The sequence below is a fragment of the Paenibacillus sp. oral taxon 786 str. D14 genome, from assembly GCF_000159955.1.
Taxonomy (GTDB): Bacteria; Bacillota; Bacilli; order Paenibacillales; family Paenibacillaceae; genus Fontibacillus; species Fontibacillus phoenicis.
The window spans coordinates 35,173-59,171 of sequence record NZ_GG695991.1 but is presented as its reverse complement, the minus strand read 5'-3'; the positions used below and the strand labels follow the sequence as shown (position 1 = coordinate 59,171).

The following is a 23,999-nucleotide window of genomic DNA, read 5'->3' as shown; positions in this document are numbered from 1 at the left end:
TGTCCAGAGCCAATAAAAAATTCAATCAAATTCCCGGTGAATACTGAACTGAATTTAGTATTGAAATACTCGATTTATCCGTGGTAGTATTTGGGTAGAAGTTATGTTGATCAAAAGGGACTAAACCCGAATCTTCTTGTTATAAATTTCTCGATTATAAAATAAGGAAGTAACCTAACTTTTATCTTGAAAGAAGGTGATAGATTGATTGAATCGTTCTGGAATATCTGTCTGCTCCATGATATATCAACACGTGATCAGTTGCTTCGCGAAGCCATTCGAGTGAAACGGACGCAACAACTTCTGGAACAGCAACAGTTGGCCGAAACGGAGCTAATGACAGAACCTGAGAAGCTGTTTCAGTGGATGAAGGAACGAGCCTTAGACAAAGAATTAGGCCATTTTCCCGGCGATCGGGATTTATTTTATAAATTATACCATGCAGGCAAGGATATGGACTTGTTGGAATACGCCATGCTCACCATCCAACAAGATCGTGTTACAGGGAGCATTGTCGTCCATCCGGGAATCGTCGAGCGGTTTGTCGATCAGTGTGAGCGACATGGTTGCACGAACATCCTGTTTGCAGAAGCTGAAAAGTATATCAAAGGACTCATCGAAACGAAATGTTACCATCGACCATGGACAATCACATTGTTAACGGAAAACTACATCATCGGCAGATTGTTCAAAACGTATTTCGAGCCCTATTCCAATATCCGCATCGTTCAAGGGTCCATTTATCAACCGTTGCCTGCAGAACATCAATTCGACGCGATCCTGGCGATGCCGAATTTCGGGATGAAGATGAACGATGACGATGTCGCGGTTCGGGAATCCGAAGGCGCAGCGGCCAGCTACCTCCTTCCACTCTTGCAAGACGGCGGGAGATTGAGCGTGACCTTTCCTGCACGGATGCTGTTTCAATCCGGCGCGATCGCCAGCTGGCGGAAGAAAATGAATGATCAGGCGCCGGTGCAAACGATCTATTCGCTTCCGGACGGCTTGTTTCGTCCCTACACTTCTATCAAGACCTATCAGGTTGACTTCGGCAAAGTGCCTGTGGAAGAGGTGATCCTCGGGCGACTCCATATGGAGAAGTCAAAGCTTGTGGGGGAACGGGAGATTACCATCCATCCGGATCGGTTCCGAGAGCTGGATCATTGGCGAATCGAACTGCTGCTGGATGAAGATCAGGATATACTTCGTTCGTTTCAGCAGGCGGCAACCCCGAAAGTGAAGTTGCGCGATGTGGCAGAAATTTTTCGGGGAAAATCGATTCTTAAGCAGGATCTAAAGCCCGGGAACATTAAGGTGCTGAATATATCCAATCTGGATGACGGCGAAGTGCTATTGGATCAGCTTGAAACGATTGACGAGGAAGAGAGGAAAGTGAAACGTTACGAGATTCTCCCGGGTGACCTGGTCATGACGTGCCGCGGCACCGTGAACAAGCTGGCTGTATTTCCGGAGGCTCAAGGGATGGTCATCGCTTCCTCGAATATGATCGTGATCCGGTTCAAGTCGGCCATCAAGAGTCATTTTGCCAAAATGTTTCTGGAAAGCCCGGTTGGAACAGCCCTTATTCAAAGCTTCCAGCGGGGGACGACTGTAATGAATCTGAACCCGGCGGATGTGGCGGAATTGGAATTGCCTCTGGTACCGGAAGATAAGCAGCACGAGTTAATAGAGCAATATATACGGGAAAAAGAACGATATAAAGAAGTTGTTCGGGAAGCGATGAATCGCTGGGAACAAGTGAAGAGCCAGTTATACGAGGAACTCTACTGAGGAGGAATTAGGATCATGGCAACAGCGAACATTGGATTCGAGGAAAAATTATGGAGCATGGCCGATAAACTGCGCGGCAGTATGGATGCAGCGGAGTATAAGCATGTAGTGCTTGGCCTTCTATTTCTGAAATATGTGTCGGATGCGTTTGAAGAAAAATATGAAGCATTGAAAAATGAACCGTATGCTGATCCGGAGGACCGGGACGAATACGTTGCAGAAAATATATTCTGGGTACCGAAGGAAGCGCGCTGGAGCCATATCAAGGATAACGCGAAAAAGCCGGAAATCGGGCAGACCATTGATAATGCCATGATTGCCATCGAGAAGGAAAATCCGTCGCTGAAAGGCGTACTGCCGAAAGATTATGCTAGGCCAGCGCTGGATAAAACCCGCCTTGGCGAAGTAATCGACCTGTTCTCGTTCAAAGTCGGCGATGAAGAGAGCCGTTCGAAGGATGTTTTGGGTCGGGTATATGAGTACTTCCTTAGCAAATTTGCTAGCGCGGAAGGCAAGAATGGCGGGGAATTCTATACCCCGAACAGCGTTGTGCGCCTGCTCGTCGAGATGATTCAGCCGTTCAAGGGCCGCGTATACGACCCCTGCTGCGGGTCCGGCGGCATGTTCGTTCAGAGTGAGAAGTTTGTAGAGGAACATCAGGGGCGCATCGGCGATATAGCGATTTATGGGCAGGAGTCGAATCCGACAACGTGGAAGTTGTGCAAAATGAACCTCGCCATTCGCGGTATCGACGGTAACCTTGGCGAGCATCACGCAGATACGTTTCACAATGATTTACATAAAAACCTGAAGGCCGATTACATCTTGGCGAATCCGCCGTTTAATATCAGCGATTGGGGCGGCGAACGGCTGACAGAGGATGCCCGCTGGACATATGGAGTGCCTCCCGCTGGGAACGCCAACTACGCCTGGATTCAGCATATCGTGAACAAGCTTGCGCCCAGCGGTGTTGCCGGTTTCGTACTGGCGAACGGCTCCATGTCGACAAGCACGACGGCGGAGTTCGAGATTCGCAGCAAGTTAGTTAACGCCGATTTGGTGGATTGCATCGTCACCTTGCCGGGGCAGTTGTTCTACTCTACGCAAATTCCGGTTTGTCTCTGGTTCATTGCCAAAAATAAAGCGCCAAAGGGCTTTCGGGACCGCCGTGGTGAAATCCTGTTTATCGATGCCCGCAAAATGGGGCATATGGTGGATCGGACACATCGCGAGTTGAGCACGGAGGATATTCGGAAGATCGCAGATACGTACCATGCTTGGCGCGGTCAGGCGGAAGCTGGTACGTATGAAGATGTGAAAGGTTTCTGCAAAGCGGCGGAGCTCGCAGAGGTGCAAGAGCACGAATATATCCTGACACCGGGGCGTTATGTAGGGATTGAAGATGTGGAAGAAGACAGCGAACCGTTCGAGGATAAAATGGCGCGGCTGACAGCAGAGCTCGGGGAGCAGTTCGCCAAGTCCCGGCAACTGGAGGATGAAATTCGCAAGCGGCTTGGGGGGATTGGGTTTGAGTTTTGAGACATGGAATAATGTCATGCTCGGTGATGTTGTTGATATCATTAGTGGTGGTACCCCTAAAACAACAATCACTGAGTATTGGGAGCCTGAAGAAATAGATTGGATCACTGCGAAAGATGTTTCAGAGTGTGAAAACCGAACTATAAGAAAAACTAGTAGGAGAATTTCGAAAAAAGGACTTGAAAATAGCTCGGCAAGAATTTTAGAACCATTAACCACAGTCTTGATTGCACGTGGTGCAACAACTGGCAAGGTTGCATTGAGTTCTGAAGGCATGGCGATGAATCAAACGTGCTATGGATTGCAAGCGAAAGAGGGGAACGACAAACTTTTTATTTATTATTTGATGCTTTCAAGGTACAACAGTTTTCGGGCAATTGCGAATGGTAGTATTTTTGAAACAGTTATTGGATCAGGAATCAAATCTATACAGTTAAACATACCAACTTTCCCAATTCAACAATCAATAGGTAAAATTCTTGGGGCTCTTGATGACAAAATCGAACTCAACAACGCCATCAACAAAAACCTTGAAGAAATGGCCCAAGCTCTTTTTAAGCGGTGGTTTGTGGACTTTGAGTTTCCGAATGAAAACGGTGAACCATATAAGTCCAGCGGCGGCGAGTTTGAGGAAAGCGAGCTGGGATTAATCCCGAAGGGGTGGAAAGTAGTTACTATTGGTGATTATTGTAAAGTTAGATCTGGATTTGCATTCAAAAGTAGTTGGTGGCAAGACGAAGGTATTAAAGTTATTAAGATAAAAAATATAATAGGTAATACAATAAATTTACAAGATACTGATTGTGTAGATGAAGAAAAAATGTTGAAAGCTTCTGAGTTCTTAGCGAATCCTGGAGATATTCTTATAGCTATGACAGGAGCAACTGTGGGGAAAATTGCCCTAGTTCCACGTACGAATGAAGCATTACTCATAAATCAAAGGGTCGGGAAATTTTTTCTAGGAGAAAATCCTTTCAAGAAAAACGGATTTTTATATTGTTTATTAACTCAAAAAGTAGTATTCGATCAAATTGTTTCAGTAGCTTCAGGGAGTGCTCAACCGAATATTAGCCCTACAGGAATTGAAAGTATTAAAATATTGCTTCCTGACCCAAAAACGCTAGAATACTTTAATGAAATAACAGGTTCAATGTTGAAGAATATAGTAGAGATCAATTATGGAAATAAAATATTAACCCAAATCCGAGACACTCTTCTTCCCAAACTCATGTCTGGTGAGATTCGTGTTCCTGCTGAGCAAGATAACATTACAAACGATTTGCCAATGATTGCGGAGAGCAATTTAACTTATCAACCTTAACGTAAAGGAGGTGCAACAATGGCTTACTATTCCGTATCTTACACAGAGAGTGATTTGGAGCAGGCAGCGCTGGAATGGTTCGAGGAACTAAATTACGAGAAAGCTTACGGCCCGGATATTTCTCCCGAAGGCGAGTATCCTGAACGGCAATTTTACCATGACGTCATCCTGAAAGACAGGTTGCGTGATGCGCTCATTCGCATCAACAAACATGTGCCGCGTGAAGCAATCGAGGAAGCGATTCGGGTCATTGAAGTGCCGCGCAGTCCCAGCCTGCTGATCAATAACAAGGCGTTCCAGAAGATGATCACTGACGGGATCGATGTACAATACCAGGCAGCTAATGGTGAATATCCGACGGAAAAAGTATGGCTGTTCGACACCGACCCGGACCGGATCGACAACAACGATTTTCTGGTCGTCAACCAGTTTACCGTCGTCGAGAATCAGGGGGAAAAGCGACCGGATATTGTCGTGCTCGTGAACGGTTTGCCGATCGCCGTATTCGAGTTGAAAAGCGCCTCCAACGAAGAAGTCGGGATCAGCGATGCCTACAACCAGGTGCAGACATACAAAAGCACAATCCCGTCCCTCTTTACCTATAATTCGTTCTTGGTCATCAGTGACGGCGTGAATGCCCGGGTCGGCACGTTGACAGCCAATGAAGACCGGTTCATGATGTGGCGCACGATTGACGGCTATGACGTGGCTCCTTCTTCCCTGCCCCAGCTCGAAGTGCTGATTAAAGGAATGTTTGAAAAAAGTCGGCTGCTCGACATCATCAAGCATTTCGTGTTGTTTCAAACCGATGGGGAGCAATTGTTCAAAATATTGGCGGGATACCACCAATACCACGCTACCAACAAAGCGATTGCAAGTACGGAACGTGCGACGATGGACGAAGGGGATCGCAAAATCGGCGTAATCTGGCATACGCAAGGCTCCGGTAAAAGCTTGTCCATGGTATTCTACGCTGGCAAACTCGTGCTGACGCTCAACAACCCGACGATCGTCGTGGTGACGGACCGGAACGACCTGGACGATCAGTTGTTCAGCACGTTCAGCAAGTCGAAGGACTTGCTCAGGCAAACGCCTCAGCAAGCGGAGAATCGGGCCCATCTGCGCGAACTGTTGTCGGTGGAGTCGGGCGGGATCATTTTCACAACGGTCCACAAGTTCACCCCTGATGAAAATGAAGATAAGTATCCTGTGCTTACGGAACGACGCAATGTGATTGTGATCGCAGATGAAGCCCATCGCAGCCAGTACGGGTTTCAGGCGGAAATGGTTGCCGGGGAAGACGGGGCGACAATCAAGTATGGCTATGCCAAGTATATGCGCGATGCGTTGCCGAACGCTTCCTTTATCGGTTTCACCGGAACACCGGTAGAGTTGACAGACAAAAATACGCCTGCCGTTTTTGGTGACTACATCGATATTTACGATATGACCCGAGCCGTAGAAGACGGAACCACGGTCAGAATTTATTACGAAAGCCGTATTGCCCGCCTGGAGTTGTCGGAGGCTGAGCGCCCGGTCATTGACAGCGAGTATGAGGAAATTACGGAGTATCAGGAATACACGCAGCGGGAGCGGTTGAAGTCGCGTTGGGCGCGGCTAGAAGCATTGGCCGGTGCAGAGAAGCGGGTCAAGAAAGTCGCACAGGATATCGTTGAACATTTTGAGCAACGGCAAAAAGCCGGTTTTGGCAAAGCGATGATCGTTGTGATGTCGCGTCGGATCGCTATTGATATGTACAAAGCAATTGTGTCGCTCCGGCCGGATTGGCACAGCGATGATGATAACGAAGGCAAAATCAAAATCGTCATGACCGGCAGTTCCAGCGATCCGGAAGAATGGCAGCCGTTTATCGGCAACAAGCGGCGTCGGGAACATTTGTCCAAACGGATGAAAGATGTGAACGATCCGCTGCAGATCGTCATTGTCCGCGATATGTGGCTGACCGGGTTTGACGTGCCGTGCATGAACACAATGTATATCGACAAGCCGATGAAAGGACATAACCTGATGCAGGCGATCGCCCGCGTGAATCGGGTGTTCCGCGACAAGCCGGGCGGTCTAATCGTCGATTACATCGGCATAGCCGATTTGCTGAAATCGGCACTTCAACAATATACGGAAAACGACCGTAAAACTGCCGGCATCGATACGGACCAAGCTGTTGATTTTATGCTGGAAAGGCTTCAGCTTCTCCGCGAATTGCTCCATGGGTATGACTACAGTAAATTTGCTTCTGAGAAAGCATCCGAACGGATGAAGGCAATTGTTGAGACGGTCGATTACGTACTTGGATTGGGTGAGGAGAGCAAGCGGAACTTCTTGAATTGGACGACGGAATTAGCAAGAGCATTCTCGCTCTGCGCGACAACTTCCGCCGCGGAGGAAGTCAATGTCGAAATCAGTTTCTTCAAAGCGGTTAAATCAGGGATTATTAAGTTGATAACTGACGAGAACAGGAAGAAAACGACGAAAGAACTCGACGCCGAGCTGAATCAGCTCATTTCGAAATCGGTCGTATCCGATGAAGTTGTCGATATTCTGGAAGCTGTTGGCTTGCAGAAACCGAACATCGCGATACTATCGGATGAGTTCCTGGAACATGTGCGCGGATTGAAGCAGAAAAACCTAGCGGTGGAATTGCTCCGCAGGCTGCTTCAAGGAAAAGTGAAGGCTATTTCCCGGACCAGTATTGTACAATCGAAGAAATTCTCAGAGATGCTGGAGGAAGCAATTCGGAAATACAACAACCGCACCATCGAAACGACGCAAGTTATCGAAGAACTTATCCAGATGGCCAAAGATATGAATGCGGCTGTCAAGCGCGGCGAAGATCTCGGTCTGATCAAAGAAGAACTGGCCTTCTATGACGCGCTTGCGTCGAACGAATCGGCCAAGGAACTGATGGGCGATCTCATGTTGAAGCAGATCGCACATGAGCTGACCCAAGCGATAAAGAGCAACATCAAGGTCGACTGGACGCTTCGTGAGAATGTACGGGCTCAGATGCGAATTACGGTCAAGCGGTTATTGAAGAAGTACGGTTATCCGCCGGATTTGGAGAAAATGGCGATTGATTTGGTGCTTCAACAGGCAGAATTGATGGCGCAGGCCGAAACGGAAGAATTCAAATATTAACACACCTAGGCATAGCTAACATGAATTGTTATTTAGCTATGCCTATTAATTTGGAGGGAGAAATTGATGTCAACTGACAAAGAAGTTCTAATACGGGAATTCCTGAAAGCTCTTCATGAAGAAAATGCAGCTATTTTCGCAGGAGCGGGTTTATCCGCTGCTTCAGGATATGTTAATTGGAAAGGACTTTTAAAGGAGGTAGCAGAGGAGCTTCACCTTGATATAGAAAAAGAGACTGACTTAATATCTTTAGCACAGTATTTCTATAATAAAAATGGCAGGCAAAGATTATCGCAGTTGGTTATTGATAATTTTTCAGCGCAGGCTCAAATAAATGAGAACCACCGAATCCTAGCTAAGTTACCTATAGATACTTACTGGACAACAAATTATGATAGATTAATTGAAATGTCATTGATTGAGGCAGGAAAGAACCCAGACGTTAAAATAAAGCAAACCGATTTTGCCCTATTAAAGCCCAGAAGAGATGCGATTGTATACAAAATGCATGGAGATATTGAAAGAGCTGATGAAACTGTTTTGATAAAAGATGAATACGAAACATTTTATGAAAAGAATCAGCTTTTTGCAATGGGGCTTAAAGGTGATTTAATTTCAAAAACCTTTTTATTCATTGGTTATAGCTTTGAAGACCCTGATTTAGAGTATATATTAAGTCGCATCCGAGTATTAATGGGCCAAGACGGAAGAACCCACTATTGTTTTTTTAGAAAGGTCAGTCGCAATGATTACTGCCATCTTCCCCAAGAAGAAGGCGATGAAATGTTCAGGTACAATTCAGTTAAACAGGAACTAAAGTGCGCAGATTTAGAAAGGTATCACATCAAACCAGTGTTAGTTGATGAATATGAAGATATTACCGAAATTTTAAATACCATTTACCAACGTTACATTAGATCAAACATACTTATATCTGGGAGTGCAGCAGAGTACGCCCAGTTCGATAGTGATGAGAAAGTTGCCCAGATGTTTATTCATCAACTAAGTCATGAGATAGTGAAAGCTGATTTCAAAATAGCATCTGGATTTGGTTTAGGAGTTGGAAGTGCTGTTATTAACGGATCATTAGATTTTATTTACTCCACGAACAAACGAAAAATCAGTGATTATTTAATTTTAAGGCCGTTCCCCCAGTTTGCAACAAACGGAATGGACTTGAAGGATTTATGGGACAAATATAGGAGAGATTTAATCTCGGATGTGGGCTGTGCTGTGTTTATATTTGGGAATAAAGATGAAAATGGTCAAGTAGTAGATGCAGATGGTGTAAGAAAAGAATTCGATATTGCTGTTTCAAAAGGGGTTAAGGTTATACCTATAGGTGCTACAGGTTATGTATCCAAGGCATTATGGGAAGAAGTAATCGCAGATTTCGATAAATACTATTTTGATTTCCCGGCACTTAAACCAGACTTTGAATTCATTGGGGATGCAAAGAATGATCATCAGGAAATCATTAGAAGAGTAATAAAAATAATTAGAGTCCTTAGGGATGGCAGGTAAAGAATAATTTGGGGAGTGAATAAAATGGGGAGAAAGATTTTTATTTCCTATAAGTATTCCGATAGCAATGTATATCCTTTAAATAATGACTATTCTACAACTGTAAGACATTATGTAGATGAGCTTCAAGACAAACTAAAGGAAGACGATCACATTAATAAAGGTGAAGCTGACGGTGAAGACCTTAGTGAATTCAAGGATGAAACGATTTGGACTAAATTAAAGGATAAGATCTTTGATAGTAGCATCACCATTGTGTTTATTTCAAAGAATATGAAATCGGCATTTGTCAGCGAAGAAGACCAGTGGATCCCATGGGAGATCTCGTATTCGTTGAAAGAACTTACGAGAAACGGAAGGACTAGTAGCGCCAATGCAATGCTGGCAGTTGTTTTGCCAGATAAAAATAATAGCTACGAATATTTCATCCAGGACAACTCGTGTCCCTATTGTAATTGTAGGACACTAAAGACCTATACTTTATTTACAATATTGAGAGAAAATATGTTTAACATAAAATCTCCTACTTATAACGACTGTAGTAACCATAGTGAATTAAACAAGGTATACACCGGAGAAGCCTCATATATACGATCGGTTAAGTGGGTCGATTTTATTAATAATATCGATTATTATCTTCAGATAGCATACGACATTAATAAAAATATAGATTCATATAACATTCGAAAAAGTGTGTAAATTAGAGATGCATTGATAACGATCATTTTAGGAGATATAGTACATGCCGGGTGTAACAAAAAGAAAATATGTTGGAGAAACGATGCGGATCAATAAAAAAATCACACAAATATTGAGACGCCTATCAGAAGTTCTACCTTATGATTATAATGCGGATACACTGGTAAATTTATTTAAAGAGTTGTATCCACATGAGTGGTGCGAACTAAACCAACGTTATCAACACTATAAAAAGAAAGATGAATTCTTGCGAAAGATTGGTAAGAATGTCAGGTACAAGCCTGACCCACCGAGGAAGCATTTTCTTAATCTGCCTAAAGTCAAACACATGCTATCTAAAGGTATGGTTATTAAGCACAAAGCTAACTTTGATAGTGTGGGTTATCAAGAAAAGTTCAACAGTTTTAAGGTTAAGAGGCTAAACGCTATTAAGAGTAGAAATGACAAGATCGCTAAAGAAAATGAACTTATTCAAAATGTTGAACCACTATATATTGATGCATTTATTGCTGCTTATCACCAAAGAGGAATAAGTTTAGAAGGAAAGTTGGAAATATTTAATGAACTACAAAAATATAAGTCCAATAAAGTCCTAGAATTTTTCTACAAGCTTAATGACAGTGAACGGAATAACCAGATTAGAAACATGGGGTTCAGACATTTGCAACGGATGGGAAACTATATGAAATTAAGAAAAAAGTTTAAAGGTAAAGAAAAGAGTTACATGACGGAGACAAGTCAGTTTTTCATGACCCCTCTGGATTTATTAAACAGAATTGAAGGCAATAAGCTTCAGAATCAAAAGATATACGATGTATTTGTTTCTCATAGCTATATAGTTGCTCCTGAAAAAGTCGATTTTCAAAAATAGTTTCGGGTTGCTGGCTGGGTTGTGAGGGGGAACTTTCCCTAATGATCGGGTCTGTCAAGATTTCTGTGTAAACTCAGTTCCAAGCAATCCCCCCGAGGGGGGATTTGGCGTTTCTAACGTAAGTAGTTGCTGATCCGATCCGGAAAGAAGACCGAAAGCTGAAGCAGCATCTGTCCCCAGTTTTGGACGCGGCCTGTCCATTTGCGGGTCACATCCATCGTGGCCAGATAGAGCATTTTCAGCAGAGCTTCATCAGTCGGAAAAATACTCTTTCCCTTGGTCACCTTGCGAAGCTGTCGGTGGTAACTCTCAATCATATTTGTTGTGTAGATGAGTTTGCGGATCTCAGGTGGGTACTTGAAGAAGGTCGAGAGCTCCTCCCAGTTGTTGCGCCAAGAGCGGACAATGAGCGGATACTTGACGCCCCAGACTTCCTCGAAGCGGTCCAGTTCCAAGAGCGCCCCTTCCTCAGTTGCTGCCTTGTAAATCGGCTTCAGGTCCGCAGTGACTTTCTTGAGATCCTTGTACGACACGTAGCGAGTGGAATTACGGATTTGGTGGATGATACACTTTTGGATCTCGGTCTTTGGATAGCAGGCAGCAATCGCTTCGGAGAAACCACTGAGATTGTCCACACAGATGATGAGAATGTCTTGGACACCACGATTTCGCAGGTCATTTAGGACGCTTAGCCAGAACTTACTGGATTCATTCTCCCCGATCCACATGCCGAGCACATCCTTGTTTCCGTCCAGGTCGATGCCGATAACCATGTAGGCCGCTTTGTTTACAATGGCACCGTCCTGCTTCACTTTGAAGTGAATCGCATCCATGTAAACGACGGCGTACACGCCTTGAAGCGGCCGATTCTGCCATTCCTTAATGAGAGGCACGATTTTGTTGGTAACATTGGAAATGAGCGTAGGCGAGACTTCGATGCCGTACAGGTTTTGCAGATGGTCTTGAATCTCTCGTGTGCTGACTCCTTTGGCGTACAGGGCGATGATCTGATCTTCGATGCCAGTTACATTCTTCTGGTGTTTCTGCACAACAACGGGCTCGAACTCACCCATCCGATCCCGTGGAACCATAATTTCCTGCTCTCCGTATTCGCTGACCACCGTCTTCTTGCTCTTGCCATTTCGGCTATTTGGCGTCATCTTGGCTTTGACCTCATGCTTTTCGTAGCCTAAATGCGTATCGAGCTCTGCTTCCAGCATCTCTTGAAGAGTTTCAGCAAACAGTTCTTTCAAGGCATTTTGCGCATCCTGAGCCGTTACCAGCTTGTTCTCCTTAATAAACGTCCGTAGTTGCTCTTTTGTCCATAGTCCCATGTGTTCTCCCAACCTTTCTATTACTTTCCATTTTAATAGATTTGGGAGTTTACACAAACTATTTTACAGACTCTGATTCTAACAGGCCGCTCTTTTGCAAACTGGCTAAATACGAAGAAATGACGGATTGCGCTAATCCGGATTTTTCCTGAATCGAGCCGACACATACACTGCCCGGAAACTCTTGCTTGATGACATCCGGCAGATCGGACTCCAATTTCTCCGGCTCCCGCAGCCAACAGAGAATGTTGAGCCGAGTTTCATTTGAGAGGGCCTTTAGCACGGCCAGCATGTCTTGGTCTTTCATCGTTTGATCCCCGTTCTTAGTTCGTTTGTTCCCAGTATATCAAAATTTTCGCCGCCCCATAAAGAGTGAAGATGCTGCAGCGCTCGTGATGGTTTGAATTCATGTCGTCTGCCCATTTTTCATAGCTCTTCAAAGTCCATGATCGAATAGTTAAATGAAGGAAGGCGGGAAGTGCTGCCTTTCTTTTTTTATGCCCGTTTGTCCCGTCCGGTCCATAGCCATTATGACAAAGAGCTGTTTGCTGCTAGACGGAGCATCATTGCGGGGAGCAAACTCTATGCCCCAATGCATGAAACGATCGCCCGGATCATTAATCCATACGCAGGCGACACCGCTTCTGCCCCTCTCGTGGCCGACATGGGTTGCGGGGAAGGTTCGCATTTGCAGGGGATATTACGGCAGTTGGAAAGGCCGGATGGGTTAGGCGTTGGCATCGATTTGTCCAAAGAACCATCCGGCTGGCTGCCCGCTCGCCTGGTCTGCGGAACAAGCGCGAATCGCAGCGTTTACGCAGCGGGATGCCGTAGAAATCACCATCGATGTGGAGATTCTGATGGGCATCAAGGAGATGCGCTAGACGGTTTTTCGGCAAAACGTTATCATGAATGAGGACAGAACAAATGAACGGATAGGAGCAGAAAGATGATCGGAACGATTGTGAACACGGTCGCCATATTGGCGGGGAGTGTGCTTGGCAGCATCTTTAAGAAAGGGCTGAAGGAAACGTATCAGTCCGCCCTATTTACTGCAATCGGTCTGGCCGCCACCATGCTTGGCATTAACGCTGCGGTGACCCATATGAAGGACAGCACGTTCCCTGTACTGTTCATCATCAGCATGGCGGCGGGGAGTTTGGCCGGAACCGCGCTGGACATCGACGGGAAGTTCCAACGGCTGGTGGGGCGGTTCTCCACCTCGAATTTGGGACAAGGACTATCGACGGGCATCCTGCTCTTCTGCATCGGCACGTTGTCGATCCTTGGGCCGATTGAAAGCGCGCTTCACGGGAATCACACCTACCTGTACATGAATGCCACGCTGGATTTAGTGACTTCCATGGTGCTGGCATCCAGCTACGGCATCGGCATTGCACTTACTGCTGTCGTGCTCTTTCTATGGCAGGGAGCCATTTATATGAGCGCCGATTATTTGGCGACTTTTCTGACGACTTCATTGCTGACGGAAATTTCGATTGTCGGCGGCGTGCTGATTGCAAGCTCGGGGTTATCGATTTTGAAGATCATCGATGCGAAGACGTTGAATATGCTGCCGTCCTTATTGGTGCCGGTGATCTGGTTTTTGCTTAAAGGCTGGTTCGGTTATTGAGGACTCAAGTCGGGATACTCAATACAAATTAACTGGAAAATGTACCGTTAATTTCGATGTAGACCAGCTGTACGTGCAACTAACAGTAAAACCTACCGTTAATTTCATCAATATCGCCACTTTAGCGGAAAAGCACCCAAATTAACTATACAATTTACCGTTAAATCGCCCATAACTTACGTTTCTGCCAATATTAACGGTAGAAATTCCAGTTAGTTTGTATTCTCCGACGGGGAGTGCTAACGATTCCGTCGTCCACTGATACAAAAAAAGTCAGTCAGGGTTACATCCTGATCGACTTTTTTTTGATTTAAACTTTCACAGCTGCCGTTGATTCGCGCACGATCAAATGGGTGGGCAGCAAAATTTCTTGATACGCTTCGTTCGGATGCTTGATCCGCCACATGAGCTGATCAAACGCTTTGTGCGCGAACAGAGACAGGTCAACCTCCATCGTCGTGATTTTGGGCGTGGCCATTTGGGAATAATGGCTGTTGTCGAAGCCGCAAATCGAGATCTCGTCAGGGATTTGGTAACCCAGCTGGCGCAGCGCCGAGCTGACGTAAAACGCAAATCCATCATTCAGGCAAAACCAAGCGCTAGGCTGGTCAGCCACACGGCTCATCGCTTCAGCGATGATTTCCTCTTCTTCTTGCGTATGCACAAGCATACGTGCTTCACGCGGCTCAAGGCCGTGCTCCCGCAGGGCAAGCATATAGCCTTCCCAACGTTCCTGGTAACTCGGCGAAACCGCGACATTGCCCAGGATGCCGATATTCCGATGGCCATAATCCAGCAGATGCTTGACGGCGATATAAGCGCTGAAACGGTTATTGGTCAGAACCGCATCGGTTGAAAGCAGCGGGTGATGGTGGTCGATCAGCACGGTGGGGATGCCTTGCTCAAGCACGTTGCGGATATAAGCCGTACTGATATGCGACAGAATCAGGAGGCCGTCCACTTGCTTCTCTTCAATGAAAGAAGGCAGCTGCAGCCGGTCGCGCATCTCGGGAGTAATCGATTGAATAAGGAGATTGATACCGTGGTTCTTGGCTTCCCGTTCGACCGCAAGATAGATTTCCCCGAAAAACTGCATGGAAAAAGCAAAGTCTGAAGCAATCAGCCCGATGGTCTTCACTTGATTTTGATTGCCGGCGGACGTCTTCTTGTTGTAACGGTAGCCCATGGCTTCCGCCGTCTCGATAATTTTGCGCCGCGTTTCTTCGCTTACTCCGTCCTTGCCGGATAACGCCTGGGAGACAGAGTTCTTGGATAGATTCAAGCGATCAGCGATATCCTGCATGACGACTTTTTTACGCATGTTTGAATCCCCTCTATGTGTACTGCTTATCATTTTGTAACGTTACAAAATTAAATATACACAAAAAAAGTTGTAATGTAAACGATTAGCAGGAAAAAAGCTTAGTTTTCAGCATTTTGTGAAGCTGAAATCCTCTCTTGACAGCGTTGTCATTTGGATACATAATAAAAATGTAATCTTGAGTAACGTTACAAAAGAAGGTTAGTCATGAAGTTAGTAATTCTATCATCTATCTGGTAGGGGGTCATTCATGTGAAGAAGAAATTTTCCATGGCCATCATCTTGGTTCTTGCAGTTTCCCTGCTGTTGTCGGCCTGCTCCGGCAATAACGGCGGAGGTGCCAGCCAAGGCGATCAGAATGAGAAGGGAGGGCAAAGCGCTGAACCAGGCAAGAAGGTGGAACTGAAGCTGACGACCTGGGCCGGGGCGGACGAAGCGAAAGAACTGCAGCAAATTCTTGACGAATTAAACGAGAAATCAACAACGTATACGATCGTGCAGGATTCCAATCCGGCGGAATACGATACCCGATTGATCACGCAATTAACCGGGAATTCGGGACCAGATCTGTTCTGGATCAGCGCACAGCGTGCGGCCCAGTTCTCGTCGGAAGGCGCGATGCTGGACATTACAGATCGATTGAAGTCCTCTGACAAACCGGCAGCGAATCTGGATGATTATTACGAGGCTTCGCTTCAGCCGTTTACGCACGAAGGGAAGGTTTACGGCCTGCCTTGGCTGCAGCAGCCGGTGATGCTGTACGTGAATAAGGGATTGTTCGACGAAGCGGGTGTGGCTTATCCGGATGAAACCTGGACCTGGGAGCAATTTACCGATGCGGCAACGAAGCTGACCAAGGACAAGAATGGCAAGCATCCGGGCGAGGATGGGTTTGATGAGAAGTCGGTGGTACAGTGGGGCTTTACGTTAAACGGCTGGCCGCCATCCCAAATGTTCGTATGGCAAAACGGTGGAGACGTCTTAACCGAAGACGGTCAATCGCCAATCGACTCGCCGGAAGCGAAGGAAGCTCTGAACTTCTACGCCGACCTGGTGAAGGGTCCATTGACACCTTCGCAGCAAATCGTTCGCGATCGCGGCTTCGACAAAATGTTCCGCGATGGCCAAGTGGCTATGTTCATGGGCGGGGCAGCCGATGATCTGGATTCCACGGTCGATAACGTGCAAGCTTTTATGGTTCCAGCGGGACCAACCGGCATCCATGCCACCTTTGGCGACATCCTTGGCATGGGCATCAACGTCAATACGAAAAACCCCGATGCCGCTTTCGAAGCTTTGGTGGATCTGAGCGATGCGATCCACCACTGGAAGATCATGCCGCCGCGTAAATCCCTGGCGGACTTGGCAACGTTGCAGGAGCTTCATCCGAAGAAATCGCATTCCCTAGAGGCGATCATCAACTCGATGGAATACGCGAGACCGTACCGCTATTCCGAGAAATATCCGGAATGGGATAACATTTACTGGACGCAGCTGATGGACCCGATCATCAATGCGGGGACCGATCCGGAGAAGCTGATTCCGGAAGTCAAGCCGCTGCTGGAGAGCGCGATTAAATAATTGAAGGTTCGAGAGAGAAGGACGGGGAGGCGGGAGCCTCCTTCCTTTTCTTCATCAAGCGAACGGGCCAACCTGTGCAGAAAGGAGGAAACCGCATGGAAAACCATCTTGCAACCTTGATCCGATGGTTGCTGGTGCCTGTCGTCCTGTTAGTCATTGCGAGCGTGCTCTACTTCGTTGTTTCCAAGCTTGGCTGGAAAAAGAAGCAGGCGATCGGTTTGGCGCTCGTTTCCCCGTGGATTGTAGGTTTCCTGATTTTTACCCTTTATCCTTTGCTGGATTCCTTATACCTGAGCTTTACCGAGTCTTCGATCTTCGGAAAGACGGAATGGGTAGGATTTGGCAACTACATCAAGCTGTTTACGAATGATATCGAGTTCTGGCCGTCCATCCGGATCACGCTGCTTTACGCCGCCTTATCGCTGCCGATCGGCGTGATTGGAGCACTGCTGGTCGCCATGCTGCTGAACAATAAAATCAAGGGGATCGGCACGTACCGGACGATCTATTTCCTTCCGGCGGTGATGCCCGAGGTAGCGGTGGCGCTGCTGTGGAGATGGATGTTTAACAGTGAGTCAGGCATTATCAACTATGTTCTATCGCCGGCGCTGTCGTTGTTTGGCATCGATAAGCCTAATTGGTTTGGCGATCCGCATTATGTCATTGGCGCGTTTGTCATCATGAGCTTATGGGGGATCTTCGGTACCAATACAGTCGTATTCCTGGCCGGCTTACAGGGCGTTCCAAGCAATTTATACGAAGCGGCAGAAATCGACGGAGCCGGACGATTCGCCAAGTTCATACACATCACGATCCCGCAAATTTCGCCGGTGATCCTGCTGCAGGTCATCATGGGGATGATCGGAGCACTGCAAATTTTCACGATTGCGATGTTCGTCCGCCCAACCTCGGCCGCCGGCAAATTTATGAACCAGCTGGTGTACGAACGCGGATTCACGCAGCTGCATATGGGCGAGGCGTCGGCCATCGCCTGGGTGTTGTTTATCATCATCCTGGTGTTGACGCTGCTCGTGTTCCGTTCCAGCCCGGCGTGGGTTCACTACGAATCGGAACGGCGCTAATAGGAGGTGTAACACATGGAAAATGCTTCGACAGCCCGTACCCAAGCCGTCTCCGGCAGAACGTGGAAATGGGTGAACAAAACGTTGATTTACGTGATCGTCACGTTCTTAGCCGCCGTCATCCTGGTGCCGTTCTTCTGGATGGTGTCGACCGCTTTGCAGGCGGACGGGGATATCTTCGCCTGGCCGCCGCAATGGATTCCAGATCCGCCGCAATGGCATAACTTCGTGGAAGCGTGGACGGCGATGCCGTTTAACCGCTACCTGTTTAACACGATATTTATCGTGGTGCTGGGGATTGTTGCGGAGCTGATCAGCGCGACGATTGTAGCTTATGGATTTGCGCGGTTTCGTTTTCCTGGAAGCAGTCTGATCTTCCTCGTGCTGCTGGCCACGATGATGCTGCCGTTTCACGTCACGCTGATTCCAACGTTTCTGATCTGGCAGAAATTTGGCTTGGTCGGCCAATTCGACCCGCTTGTTCTGCGGGCGTGGACGGCGTGGGGACCGTTTTATATTTTCTTGCTGCGTCAGTTTTTCATGACCTTGCCGCGGGAATTGGACGATGCGGCTGAGATCGACGGGTCAAATTTCTTTCAGACCTTCGTTTATATCATGCTGCCGCAGGTGAAGCCGGCGTTGCTGGCTGTAGCGATCTTTGCGTTCCGGGGGTATTGGAACGACTTTCTGGGTCCGCTCATCTACCTGTCGGATATGAAGATGTATACGCTTAATGTTGGCATGTATTTCTTTATGGGCGGCGTGAACGAAGCTCCGCAATGGAATTACCTGATGGCGATGTCCACGCTGGTGGCGCTCCCGGTCATTCTGTTGTTCTTTATGGCTCAGCGTTATTTTATCGAGGGCATTACGTTTACGGGCATGAAAGACTAATCAGTCTGAATTTCGGATAGGAGGAACTACTAGATGACGATGTTGCAAAAGATAGAGATCAATCGCTCCGTGAACAATCCGCTGATTACGCCGAAGGATGTCAAGCCCACCTTCCCGGATTGGGAGGTGCTCGGCGTATTTAACGCTGGCGTTGCTGAATATGAAGGAGAAGTAATCCTGCTGCTGCGGGTGGCGGAATGCCCTCGGCAGACCGACCCGCGCTATGTGCTTGTTCCGGTGCTTGACGTGAACGGCCAGACCTCGGGTTCGGAACCGGCGGTGGAAATTGTGAAAGTAGACCGGGAAGATCCGCGCTTCGACTTCTCCGATCCTCGGGTCATTCGCGACAAGCAGGGGGCCACGGTGTACTTGACGTCTATCTCCCATTTTCGCGTGGCACGTAGCCGGGACGGCCTGAACTTTACCATCGACGAGACGCCTAGTGTCTGGCCGGAGGACCCGCTGGAACGCTGGGGCATCGAAGATCCGCGGATTACCCGGTTGGAGGAGCGATATCATATCACCTACAGCGCAGTTTCTGAAAGAGGTGTAGCCGTCGGCCGGCTGACGACCAGCGACTTCGTTTCGTTCCGCCGGGAAGGATTAATCCTGGCCCCGACCAATAAAGATGTAACCTTGTTCCCCGCAGCGATCGACGGGAAATATTATATGCTTCACCGCCCGGTGCCGGAAGGAATCGGACAGCCCGAAATGTGGCTGGCCGAGTCGCCGGACCTGGAGCACTGGGGGAACCATCGCTTCTTGATGGGGTTGCGCGAAGGAAAATGGGACGGAGCGCGTATCGGCGCGGGATGCGTACCGATCCAAACCGAGGCAGGCTGGCTGATCCTGTATCATGGCGCGGACCAATCGCATCGCTACTGCATGGGCGCAGCCCTGCTGGACCTCAAGGACCCGGGCCGGGTGATCGCCCGCATGGAGGAGCCGCTGATGGTGCCGGAAGCGGAATATGAGACGAGCGGATTTTTCCATAGCGTTATTTTTGCTTGCGGAGCGATCGTTAAGGGAGAACAAGTGATCATGTATTATGGGGCATCGGACGATTCGATGGCCTGCGCGAGCTTCCGCCTCCCGCAGCTGCTGGAAGCTTTGAAACCACTAAGCTAACGGAAAGGAATCAGACGATGGCAAATTTTCAGAACAGCGGTGTTTTGTCGTGCGAGAAATTGGTTGAGGTCTACCGCCGTATGGCAAAAACGAACAAGCCCGGAGAAGCCGTCAAACTGAAGTTTGAAGGTGTGGGCGAACGGGATGTTTACAATATTTCGGCTCCCTTCGAGGACGAAGGGGATCTGGTCATTGCCGGACGCGTTGAGCGCCGGGACAGCGAGGAGTCGGAGATTTGGTTTTTTGTTCGCCATGATGAGCATTGGGTTCCCCGGGAGGGGGCGCCGGTGTTTGCGCTGCAGGATCCGTTCTTCACCCGCATCGGCGGGGAGCTGGTGTTCGGCGGGGTGCAGACGTTCCCTCATCCGGAGCTGGAAGGAGCACTCAGTTGGCGGACGGTATTTTACAAAGGACCTAGTCTCAATCGGTTAGAGCTGTTCTTCCAAGGCCCGGACCAAATGAAGGATTTACGCCTGGTGGAGCTGTCCGACGGAGCCATTGGCGTATTTACCCGTCCGCAAGGTGAGAAAGGCGGCAGGGGGAAAATCGGATTCGCGAAAGTGGACCGGCTTGAGGACCTCTCGCTTGAGGTGGTGCAGGAAGCGCCGCTGCTTGAGCAATTCCTTGATGAGGAATGGGGCGGCTGCAACGAAATCCACCTGCTGGCCAACGGCAAGCTGGGGGTGCTGGGCCATATCGCCCGCTTCGATGAGCAAGGCGACCGCCATTATTATCCGATGGCCTTCGGTTACGACCCGGCGACCGGCCAATATACCGATCTGGAGATCATCGCCGAGCGCTCCGATTTCCTGCCGGGTCCGTCGAAGCGGCCGGATCTGGCCGACGTCGTATTCAGCGGCGGACTCGTCCGTCAAGGCGGAGGCAAAGCCACGCTGTATGCGGGAATCAGCGATGCAGAAGCGCAGAGCCTGGTGATCGACGATCCGTTTGTCGAATTGGAACAATAAGATTTGATCTAAGCCTCTCTCGGCTGCCGAGAGGGGCTTTGTTTTTTTGTTGAAAAATTGGGAATTGTCGACTACACTAGCGGTAGTCTCTTCTACTTTTTTTGTACATCTACGCTATTACGGACATAGAATACTCATATACGTATTTCACTTTATTTCCGGCAAGCGAAAGAGGTGGGGCAGCGATGGGGATTTGGATCGTATTAGCCATCGGATGGATTGCGGGATGGATCCTGTTTCGGGCAGTTGTTGTTCCTGAACGGGAAGGATCTTATCGCGGGGGAGAGAAGGTGTCGGTCATCATTCCGGCGCGGAACGAAGCCGGGAATTTGCCGCATCTGCTGGGTTCGCTTAAGAAGCAAACCTATGCTCCCGATGAGATTATCGTAGTGGATGATTTTTCGGAGGATGGCACCTATGAGGTTGCCGCTAAATATGGAGTGAACGTGATTCGGAACGACGCATTGCCTCCCGGATGGACGGGGAAAACCTGGGCGGTCTGGAACGGCTACCGGCAATCCACCGGCGACGTGATTGTCTTTCTGGATGCGGACATTCGCTTGGCCCCCCGGGCGCTGGAGTCGCTGTTGCAGGCGCGGGCCGAAGCGGGCGGCGTGATTTCCGTGGTTCCATTTCATGTCACGGAGAAGTTTTATGAACGCCTGGCGCTCATTACGAACGTCTTGGGCGTATTTGCATTCACCTCGCCGTTTGAAATGCGCAGCCGGCACAAGGGGCTGTACGGCTCCTGTATCGTGACAACGCGCCGGGATTATGAGGCGATTCAAGGTCATGACAGCATCCGTTCGGAGCTGCTCGACGATTTGAACCTTGGCGCCAAGTTCCGTGAGGCAGGTATTCGCGTGACCAATTTTCTCGGCGGCGGCCTCGTCTCCTTCCGGATGTACCCGAACGGGATTCGCAGCGAGCTGGAGGGGTTCGGTAAAGGTGCGGTGCTGAGCACTGCCAAGCTACGGCCGGCCACGACGCTGCTGGTTGCGGTGTGGCTCCTGGGGCTTATCGCTTCCGAAGGCGCATTGTTCCTTTGGAACACGGCCTGGGCTTACCCGCTGCTGATCGGGTATGTACTGTATGCGGTGCAGCTCTATTTGTTGGTACGTTATGTTGGGAAGTTTGGCATATGGATGCCTCTGCTTCACGTGTTGTCTACCCTCTTTTTCCTCGTGATCCTGATCTATTCGGCCTATCAAGTGGTGTTTCGCGGATCGGTCACCTGGAAAGGTCGGGACGTGCAGGTAGGAAGCAGGGGAGACCGATGATTCTCTTACTGGCTGTGGCTGAGTTCCTGTGCGGGGCCTTGATGTTTTCCTATTGGCTGGGCAAGGCGGCCCGGAAAGATTTACGACAGGTCGGGGACGGCAATCCCGGAGCGTTTAACCTGTGGCAGTCTGCCGGTTACCGTTGGGGGTTGGCGGGCATTCTGCTCGATTTTTTGAAGGGATATATGCCGCTGGTCTTTCTGGTCGAATCGGGAATGCTGGGACGCGATTTCGGGATGACGCTGGTCGCGATCGCCCCGATCCTTGGGCATGCCTTTTCGCCATTCCTTAAATTTAAGGGAGGCAAGGCGATTGCCGTAACCTTCGGCGTGTGGAGCGCCTTAACCCGATTTGAGGCGGCTTTGGCCTATGCGGTGATTCTCGCCGTGCTGCTTGCGGTATTTTCCTGCTATAAGAAGGGAAAATATGCGTCTAGGGAAGCCGACGGCTTCCAAGTTGTCGTTGGCATGGCGATGCTGTCCATTTTTCTGCTGGTTTCCGGCTATTCACTGCCTTTCTGGGGCGTCTGGCTGGTGAATCTGATCGTGCTGACGTATGCCAATCGACAGGCGATTCGGAGCTTTCTGACCGGAAAGGGCGGCAAGCTGCCTCGTTCCGGGGATGGTGTCACACTGTAGCTGCATCGGGCCAGCGTGTTGCTTAAATCTAGCAGCCAAGGTATATTTTGCATGTGAAATAGAAATGCTATAAGCAACCTGAGATGGAAGGAGCAAAGCTGTATGGATGCCACTCTTGAAGCGGATGAAGTTGTCCGCCGAATCAAACGATTGCAGAGTGAAGGCGTTTCGCTGAGCAAGAAGCAAGTGAAGCAGAACGATCCAGAGTTGATGCGCAACGCTTTGTTTTATTTTCCTAGCTGGGAGCATGCGGTAAAGAACGCAGAAAACTTATAATAAACACCCTATCAAACCGATTCGGGTTGGCGAAGTGAAGCCATCGACCCGGGTCGTTTTTTTTGTTATTTATTTTCTGGACAAGGGCCGATATGATGAATATGAGGCTGAATGTAAGCGATTAAATCGATGAGAAAGCTTGGCGATCCCATGAAAAAATATATTCCCTTCACCTACAAAATGCTGATTCCCTACCTGCTGCTCGTGCTGTTAACGGACGTGATCATCGGCTACGTGTCGTACGCGATGCTGACCGAATCCCGGACGGAGATGGCCGAGACGAACATCCGCACCGGAATGGAGCAGGCCCGGAACAACATTCGCTATCAGATGGACGAGATCCAGCGGATGTCGGATACCTTGTTTGGCAATCTCGCCTTTCAACGGGCGCTGCAGACCAAAGGGGAGCCGTACGACATTTATCTGGTCATGCTGGATGAGATCGTTCCGCAAATTACGGCGCCGCTCAAGCTGTTTGGCAACCATATTCGGCTGATGCTGTATACGCTGAACAGCGATCTGTATATCGTCTCGGGCGATAACTTGGAGGAGCCGATTCACCGCAGTGACTATTACATCCTGCCGTTTGAGGACATTCAGGACAGTGCCTGGTATCAAGAGTTTAAAGATTCCGAACGGGACAATATCTGGCTGCAGATTGACACCGATCAGCGGCTGGGGAACATCTCCCATATCCGCCGCCTGGTGTCCTATAGCGGGAACATGACCGTGATCGGATACGTCCGCATCACCGCTTCCTTAGACGATTTGTTTGGCGACTTCTCCACATTCCCTGTCGAGCAGGGGATTACGGTACGCCTGATTGACGCAGCGTCGGATGGTGCCTTGCTCTACCAGCGGGGCAACGCGGAAATGGGGGCTCAGCCGAGTAAATATCTGAGCCTGCATGAATCGATCCCGGGCTCCGATTTTGTAATTGAGGCGCTGGTTCCGAAAGATTAC

At 48.7% G+C, this 23,999-nt stretch carries 20 protein-coding genes and 1 pseudogene; 18 read left to right on the top strand and 3 right to left on the bottom strand.

Annotated features, from left to right (window positions below; translation table 11 throughout):
- Nucleotides 1-282: 282 nt before the first annotated feature.
- From POTG_RS19345 to POTG_RS19315, 7 genes are all read left to right on the top strand, one after another.
- A complete protein-coding gene (locus tag POTG_RS19345) occupies nucleotides 283-1,791 on the top strand; it encodes a restriction endonuclease subunit S (protein ID WP_232282360.1) in 1,509 nt (502 codons plus the stop codon).
- Nucleotides 1,792-1,806: 15 nt separating this feature from the next.
- Nucleotides 1,807-3,330, top strand: coding sequence for a class I SAM-dependent DNA methyltransferase (locus tag POTG_RS19340; protein ID WP_009226535.1), 1,524 nt, complete (start codon nucleotides 1,807-1,809; stop codon nucleotides 3,328-3,330).
- Nucleotides 3,320-4,651: a restriction endonuclease subunit S gene (locus tag POTG_RS22860; RefSeq protein WP_009226534.1), complete on the top strand. Its 1,332-nt coding sequence runs from the start codon at nucleotides 3,320-3,322 to the stop codon at nucleotides 4,649-4,651. Before POTG_RS19340 ends, POTG_RS22860 begins: the two co-directional genes overlap by 11 nt.
- An 18-nt stretch (nucleotides 4,652-4,669) precedes the next feature.
- Nucleotides 4,670-7,807 (top strand): type I restriction endonuclease subunit R, encoded by a 3,138-nt coding sequence (locus POTG_RS19330; RefSeq protein WP_009226533.1) that lies wholly within the window; start codon nucleotides 4,670-4,672, stop codon nucleotides 7,805-7,807.
- 66 nt (nucleotides 7,808-7,873) lie between these two features.
- Nucleotides 7,874-9,331 (top strand): SIR2 family protein, encoded by a 1,458-nt coding sequence (locus POTG_RS19325; RefSeq protein WP_009226532.1) that lies wholly within the window; start codon nucleotides 7,874-7,876, stop codon nucleotides 9,329-9,331.
- Between the two features lie 24 nt (nucleotides 9,332-9,355).
- Nucleotides 9,356-10,030 carry a TIR domain-containing protein gene (locus POTG_RS19320; RefSeq protein ID WP_036646330.1) on the top strand — a complete coding sequence of 225 codons (675 nt, stop codon included), beginning with the start codon at nucleotides 9,356-9,358 and terminating at the stop codon, nucleotides 10,028-10,030.
- A gap of 43 nt (nucleotides 10,031-10,073) precedes the next feature.
- Nucleotides 10,074-10,901: a hypothetical protein gene (locus tag POTG_RS19315; protein WP_009226530.1), complete on the top strand. Its 828-nt coding sequence runs from the start codon at nucleotides 10,074-10,076 to the stop codon at nucleotides 10,899-10,901.
- A gap of 113 nt (nucleotides 10,902-11,014) precedes the next feature.
- Here POTG_RS19315 and POTG_RS19310 read toward each other — a convergent pair whose 3' ends face one another.
- Together POTG_RS19310 and POTG_RS19305 are read right to left on the bottom strand one after the other, a co-directional pair.
- Nucleotides 11,015-12,235: an IS256 family transposase gene (locus tag POTG_RS19310; protein WP_009226529.1), complete on the bottom strand. Its 1,221-nt coding sequence runs from the start codon at nucleotides 12,233-12,235 to the stop codon at nucleotides 11,015-11,017.
- Between the two features lie 58 nt (nucleotides 12,236-12,293).
- On the bottom strand, nucleotides 12,294-12,542 hold the full coding sequence (locus POTG_RS19305; protein WP_009226528.1) for an ArsR/SmtB family transcription factor: 249 nt from the start codon (nucleotides 12,540-12,542) through the stop codon (nucleotides 12,294-12,296).
- Nucleotides 12,543-12,969: 427 nt separating this feature from the next.
- On the opposite strand from POTG_RS19305, the gene POTG_RS24075 reads away from it, so the two are divergent.
- Nucleotides 12,970-13,119 carry a hypothetical protein gene (locus tag POTG_RS24075; RefSeq protein ID WP_157273526.1) on the top strand — a complete coding sequence of 50 codons (150 nt, stop codon included), beginning with the start codon at nucleotides 12,970-12,972 and terminating at the stop codon, nucleotides 13,117-13,119.
- Nucleotides 13,120-13,184: 65 nt separating this feature from the next.
- Complete coding sequence (locus POTG_RS19295; RefSeq protein WP_009226526.1) at nucleotides 13,185-13,868, top strand: DUF554 domain-containing protein; 684 nt, start codon at nucleotides 13,185-13,187, stop codon at nucleotides 13,866-13,868.
- 310 nt (nucleotides 13,869-14,178) lie between these two features.
- Here POTG_RS19295 and POTG_RS19290 read toward each other — a convergent pair whose 3' ends face one another.
- Nucleotides 14,179-15,189, bottom strand: a complete 1,011-nt coding sequence (locus POTG_RS19290; RefSeq protein ID WP_009226525.1) for a LacI family DNA-binding transcriptional regulator — start codon at nucleotides 15,187-15,189, stop codon at nucleotides 14,179-14,181.
- A 252-nt stretch (nucleotides 15,190-15,441) separates the two neighbouring features.
- On the opposite strand from POTG_RS19290, the gene POTG_RS19285 reads away from it, so the two are divergent.
- From POTG_RS19285 to POTG_RS24485, 9 genes and pseudogenes are all read left to right on the top strand, one after another.
- Nucleotides 15,442-16,770, top strand: a complete 1,329-nt coding sequence (locus POTG_RS19285) for an ABC transporter substrate-binding protein (RefSeq protein WP_009226524.1) — start codon at nucleotides 15,442-15,444, stop codon at nucleotides 16,768-16,770.
- Nucleotides 16,771-16,865: 95 nt separating this feature from the next.
- A complete protein-coding gene (locus POTG_RS19280) occupies nucleotides 16,866-17,852 on the top strand; it encodes a carbohydrate ABC transporter permease (protein ID WP_009226523.1) in 987 nt (328 codons plus the stop codon).
- A 15-nt stretch (nucleotides 17,853-17,867) separates the two neighbouring features.
- On the top strand, nucleotides 17,868-18,746 hold the full coding sequence (locus tag POTG_RS19275) for a carbohydrate ABC transporter permease (protein WP_009226522.1): 879 nt from the start codon (nucleotides 17,868-17,870) through the stop codon (nucleotides 18,744-18,746).
- Between the two features lie 33 nt (nucleotides 18,747-18,779).
- Complete coding sequence (locus POTG_RS19270; protein ID WP_009226521.1) at nucleotides 18,780-19,874, top strand: glycoside hydrolase family 130 protein; 1,095 nt, start codon at nucleotides 18,780-18,782, stop codon at nucleotides 19,872-19,874.
- 17 nt (nucleotides 19,875-19,891) lie between these two features.
- Nucleotides 19,892-20,842, top strand: a complete 951-nt coding sequence (locus POTG_RS19265; RefSeq protein WP_009226520.1) for an MTP-1 family protein — start codon at nucleotides 19,892-19,894, stop codon at nucleotides 20,840-20,842.
- Nucleotides 20,843-21,027: 185 nt separating this feature from the next.
- The gene (locus tag POTG_RS19260; protein WP_009226519.1) at nucleotides 21,028-22,122 is read left to right on the top strand and encodes a glycosyltransferase; all 1,095 of its coding nucleotides are present in this window, start codon (nucleotides 21,028-21,030) and stop codon (nucleotides 22,120-22,122) included.
- Nucleotides 22,119-22,760: a glycerol-3-phosphate acyltransferase gene (locus POTG_RS19255; protein ID WP_009226518.1), complete on the top strand. Its 642-nt coding sequence runs from the start codon at nucleotides 22,119-22,121 to the stop codon at nucleotides 22,758-22,760. Before POTG_RS19260 ends, POTG_RS19255 begins: the two co-directional genes overlap by 4 nt.
- Nucleotides 22,761-22,862: 102 nt before the next feature.
- A complete protein-coding gene (locus POTG_RS24490; RefSeq protein WP_009226517.1) occupies nucleotides 22,863-23,036 on the top strand; it encodes a hypothetical protein in 174 nt (57 codons plus the stop codon).
- Between the two features lie 150 nt (nucleotides 23,037-23,186).
- Nucleotides 23,187-23,999: pseudogene (locus POTG_RS24485) on the top strand (sensor histidine kinase); the annotation flags it as partial.

Excerpts from the sequence above, each read along its gene's own strand:
- POTG_RS19340 (WP_009226535.1), top strand. The coding sequence starts at position 1,807 with ATGGCAACAGCGAACATTGGATTCGAGGAAAAATTATGGAGCATGGCC.
- POTG_RS19330 (WP_009226533.1), top strand. The coding sequence starts at position 4,670 with ATGGCTTACTATTCCGTATCTTACACAGAGAGTGATTTGGAGCAGGCA.
- POTG_RS19325 (WP_009226532.1), top strand. The coding sequence starts at position 7,874 with ATGTCAACTGACAAAGAAGTTCTAATACGGGAATTCCTGAAAGCTCTT.
- POTG_RS19320 (WP_036646330.1), top strand. The coding sequence starts at position 9,356 with ATGGGGAGAAAGATTTTTATTTCCTATAAGTATTCCGATAGCAATGTA.
- POTG_RS19315 (WP_009226530.1), top strand. The coding sequence starts at position 10,074 with ATGCCGGGTGTAACAAAAAGAAAATATGTTGGAGAAACGATGCGGATC.
- POTG_RS19310 (WP_009226529.1), bottom strand. The coding sequence starts at position 12,235 with ATGGGACTATGGACAAAAGAGCAACTACGGACGTTTATTAAGGAGAAC.
- POTG_RS19305 (WP_009226528.1), bottom strand. The coding sequence starts at position 12,542 with ATGAAAGACCAAGACATGCTGGCCGTGCTAAAGGCCCTCTCAAATGAA.
- POTG_RS19295 (WP_009226526.1), top strand. The coding sequence starts at position 13,185 with ATGATCGGAACGATTGTGAACACGGTCGCCATATTGGCGGGGAGTGTG.
- POTG_RS19290 (WP_009226525.1), bottom strand. The coding sequence starts at position 15,189 with ATGCGTAAAAAAGTCGTCATGCAGGATATCGCTGATCGCTTGAATCTA.
- POTG_RS19280 (WP_009226523.1), top strand. The coding sequence starts at position 16,866 with ATGGAAAACCATCTTGCAACCTTGATCCGATGGTTGCTGGTGCCTGTC.
- POTG_RS19275 (WP_009226522.1), top strand. The coding sequence starts at position 17,868 with ATGGAAAATGCTTCGACAGCCCGTACCCAAGCCGTCTCCGGCAGAACG.
- POTG_RS19270 (WP_009226521.1), top strand. The coding sequence starts at position 18,780 with ATGACGATGTTGCAAAAGATAGAGATCAATCGCTCCGTGAACAATCCG.
- POTG_RS19265 (WP_009226520.1), top strand. The coding sequence starts at position 19,892 with ATGGCAAATTTTCAGAACAGCGGTGTTTTGTCGTGCGAGAAATTGGTT.
- POTG_RS19260 (WP_009226519.1), top strand. The coding sequence starts at position 21,028 with ATGGGGATTTGGATCGTATTAGCCATCGGATGGATTGCGGGATGGATC.
- POTG_RS19255 (WP_009226518.1), top strand. The coding sequence starts at position 22,119 with ATGATTCTCTTACTGGCTGTGGCTGAGTTCCTGTGCGGGGCCTTGATG.
- POTG_RS24490 (WP_009226517.1), top strand. The coding sequence starts at position 22,863 with ATGGATGCCACTCTTGAAGCGGATGAAGTTGTCCGCCGAATCAAACGA.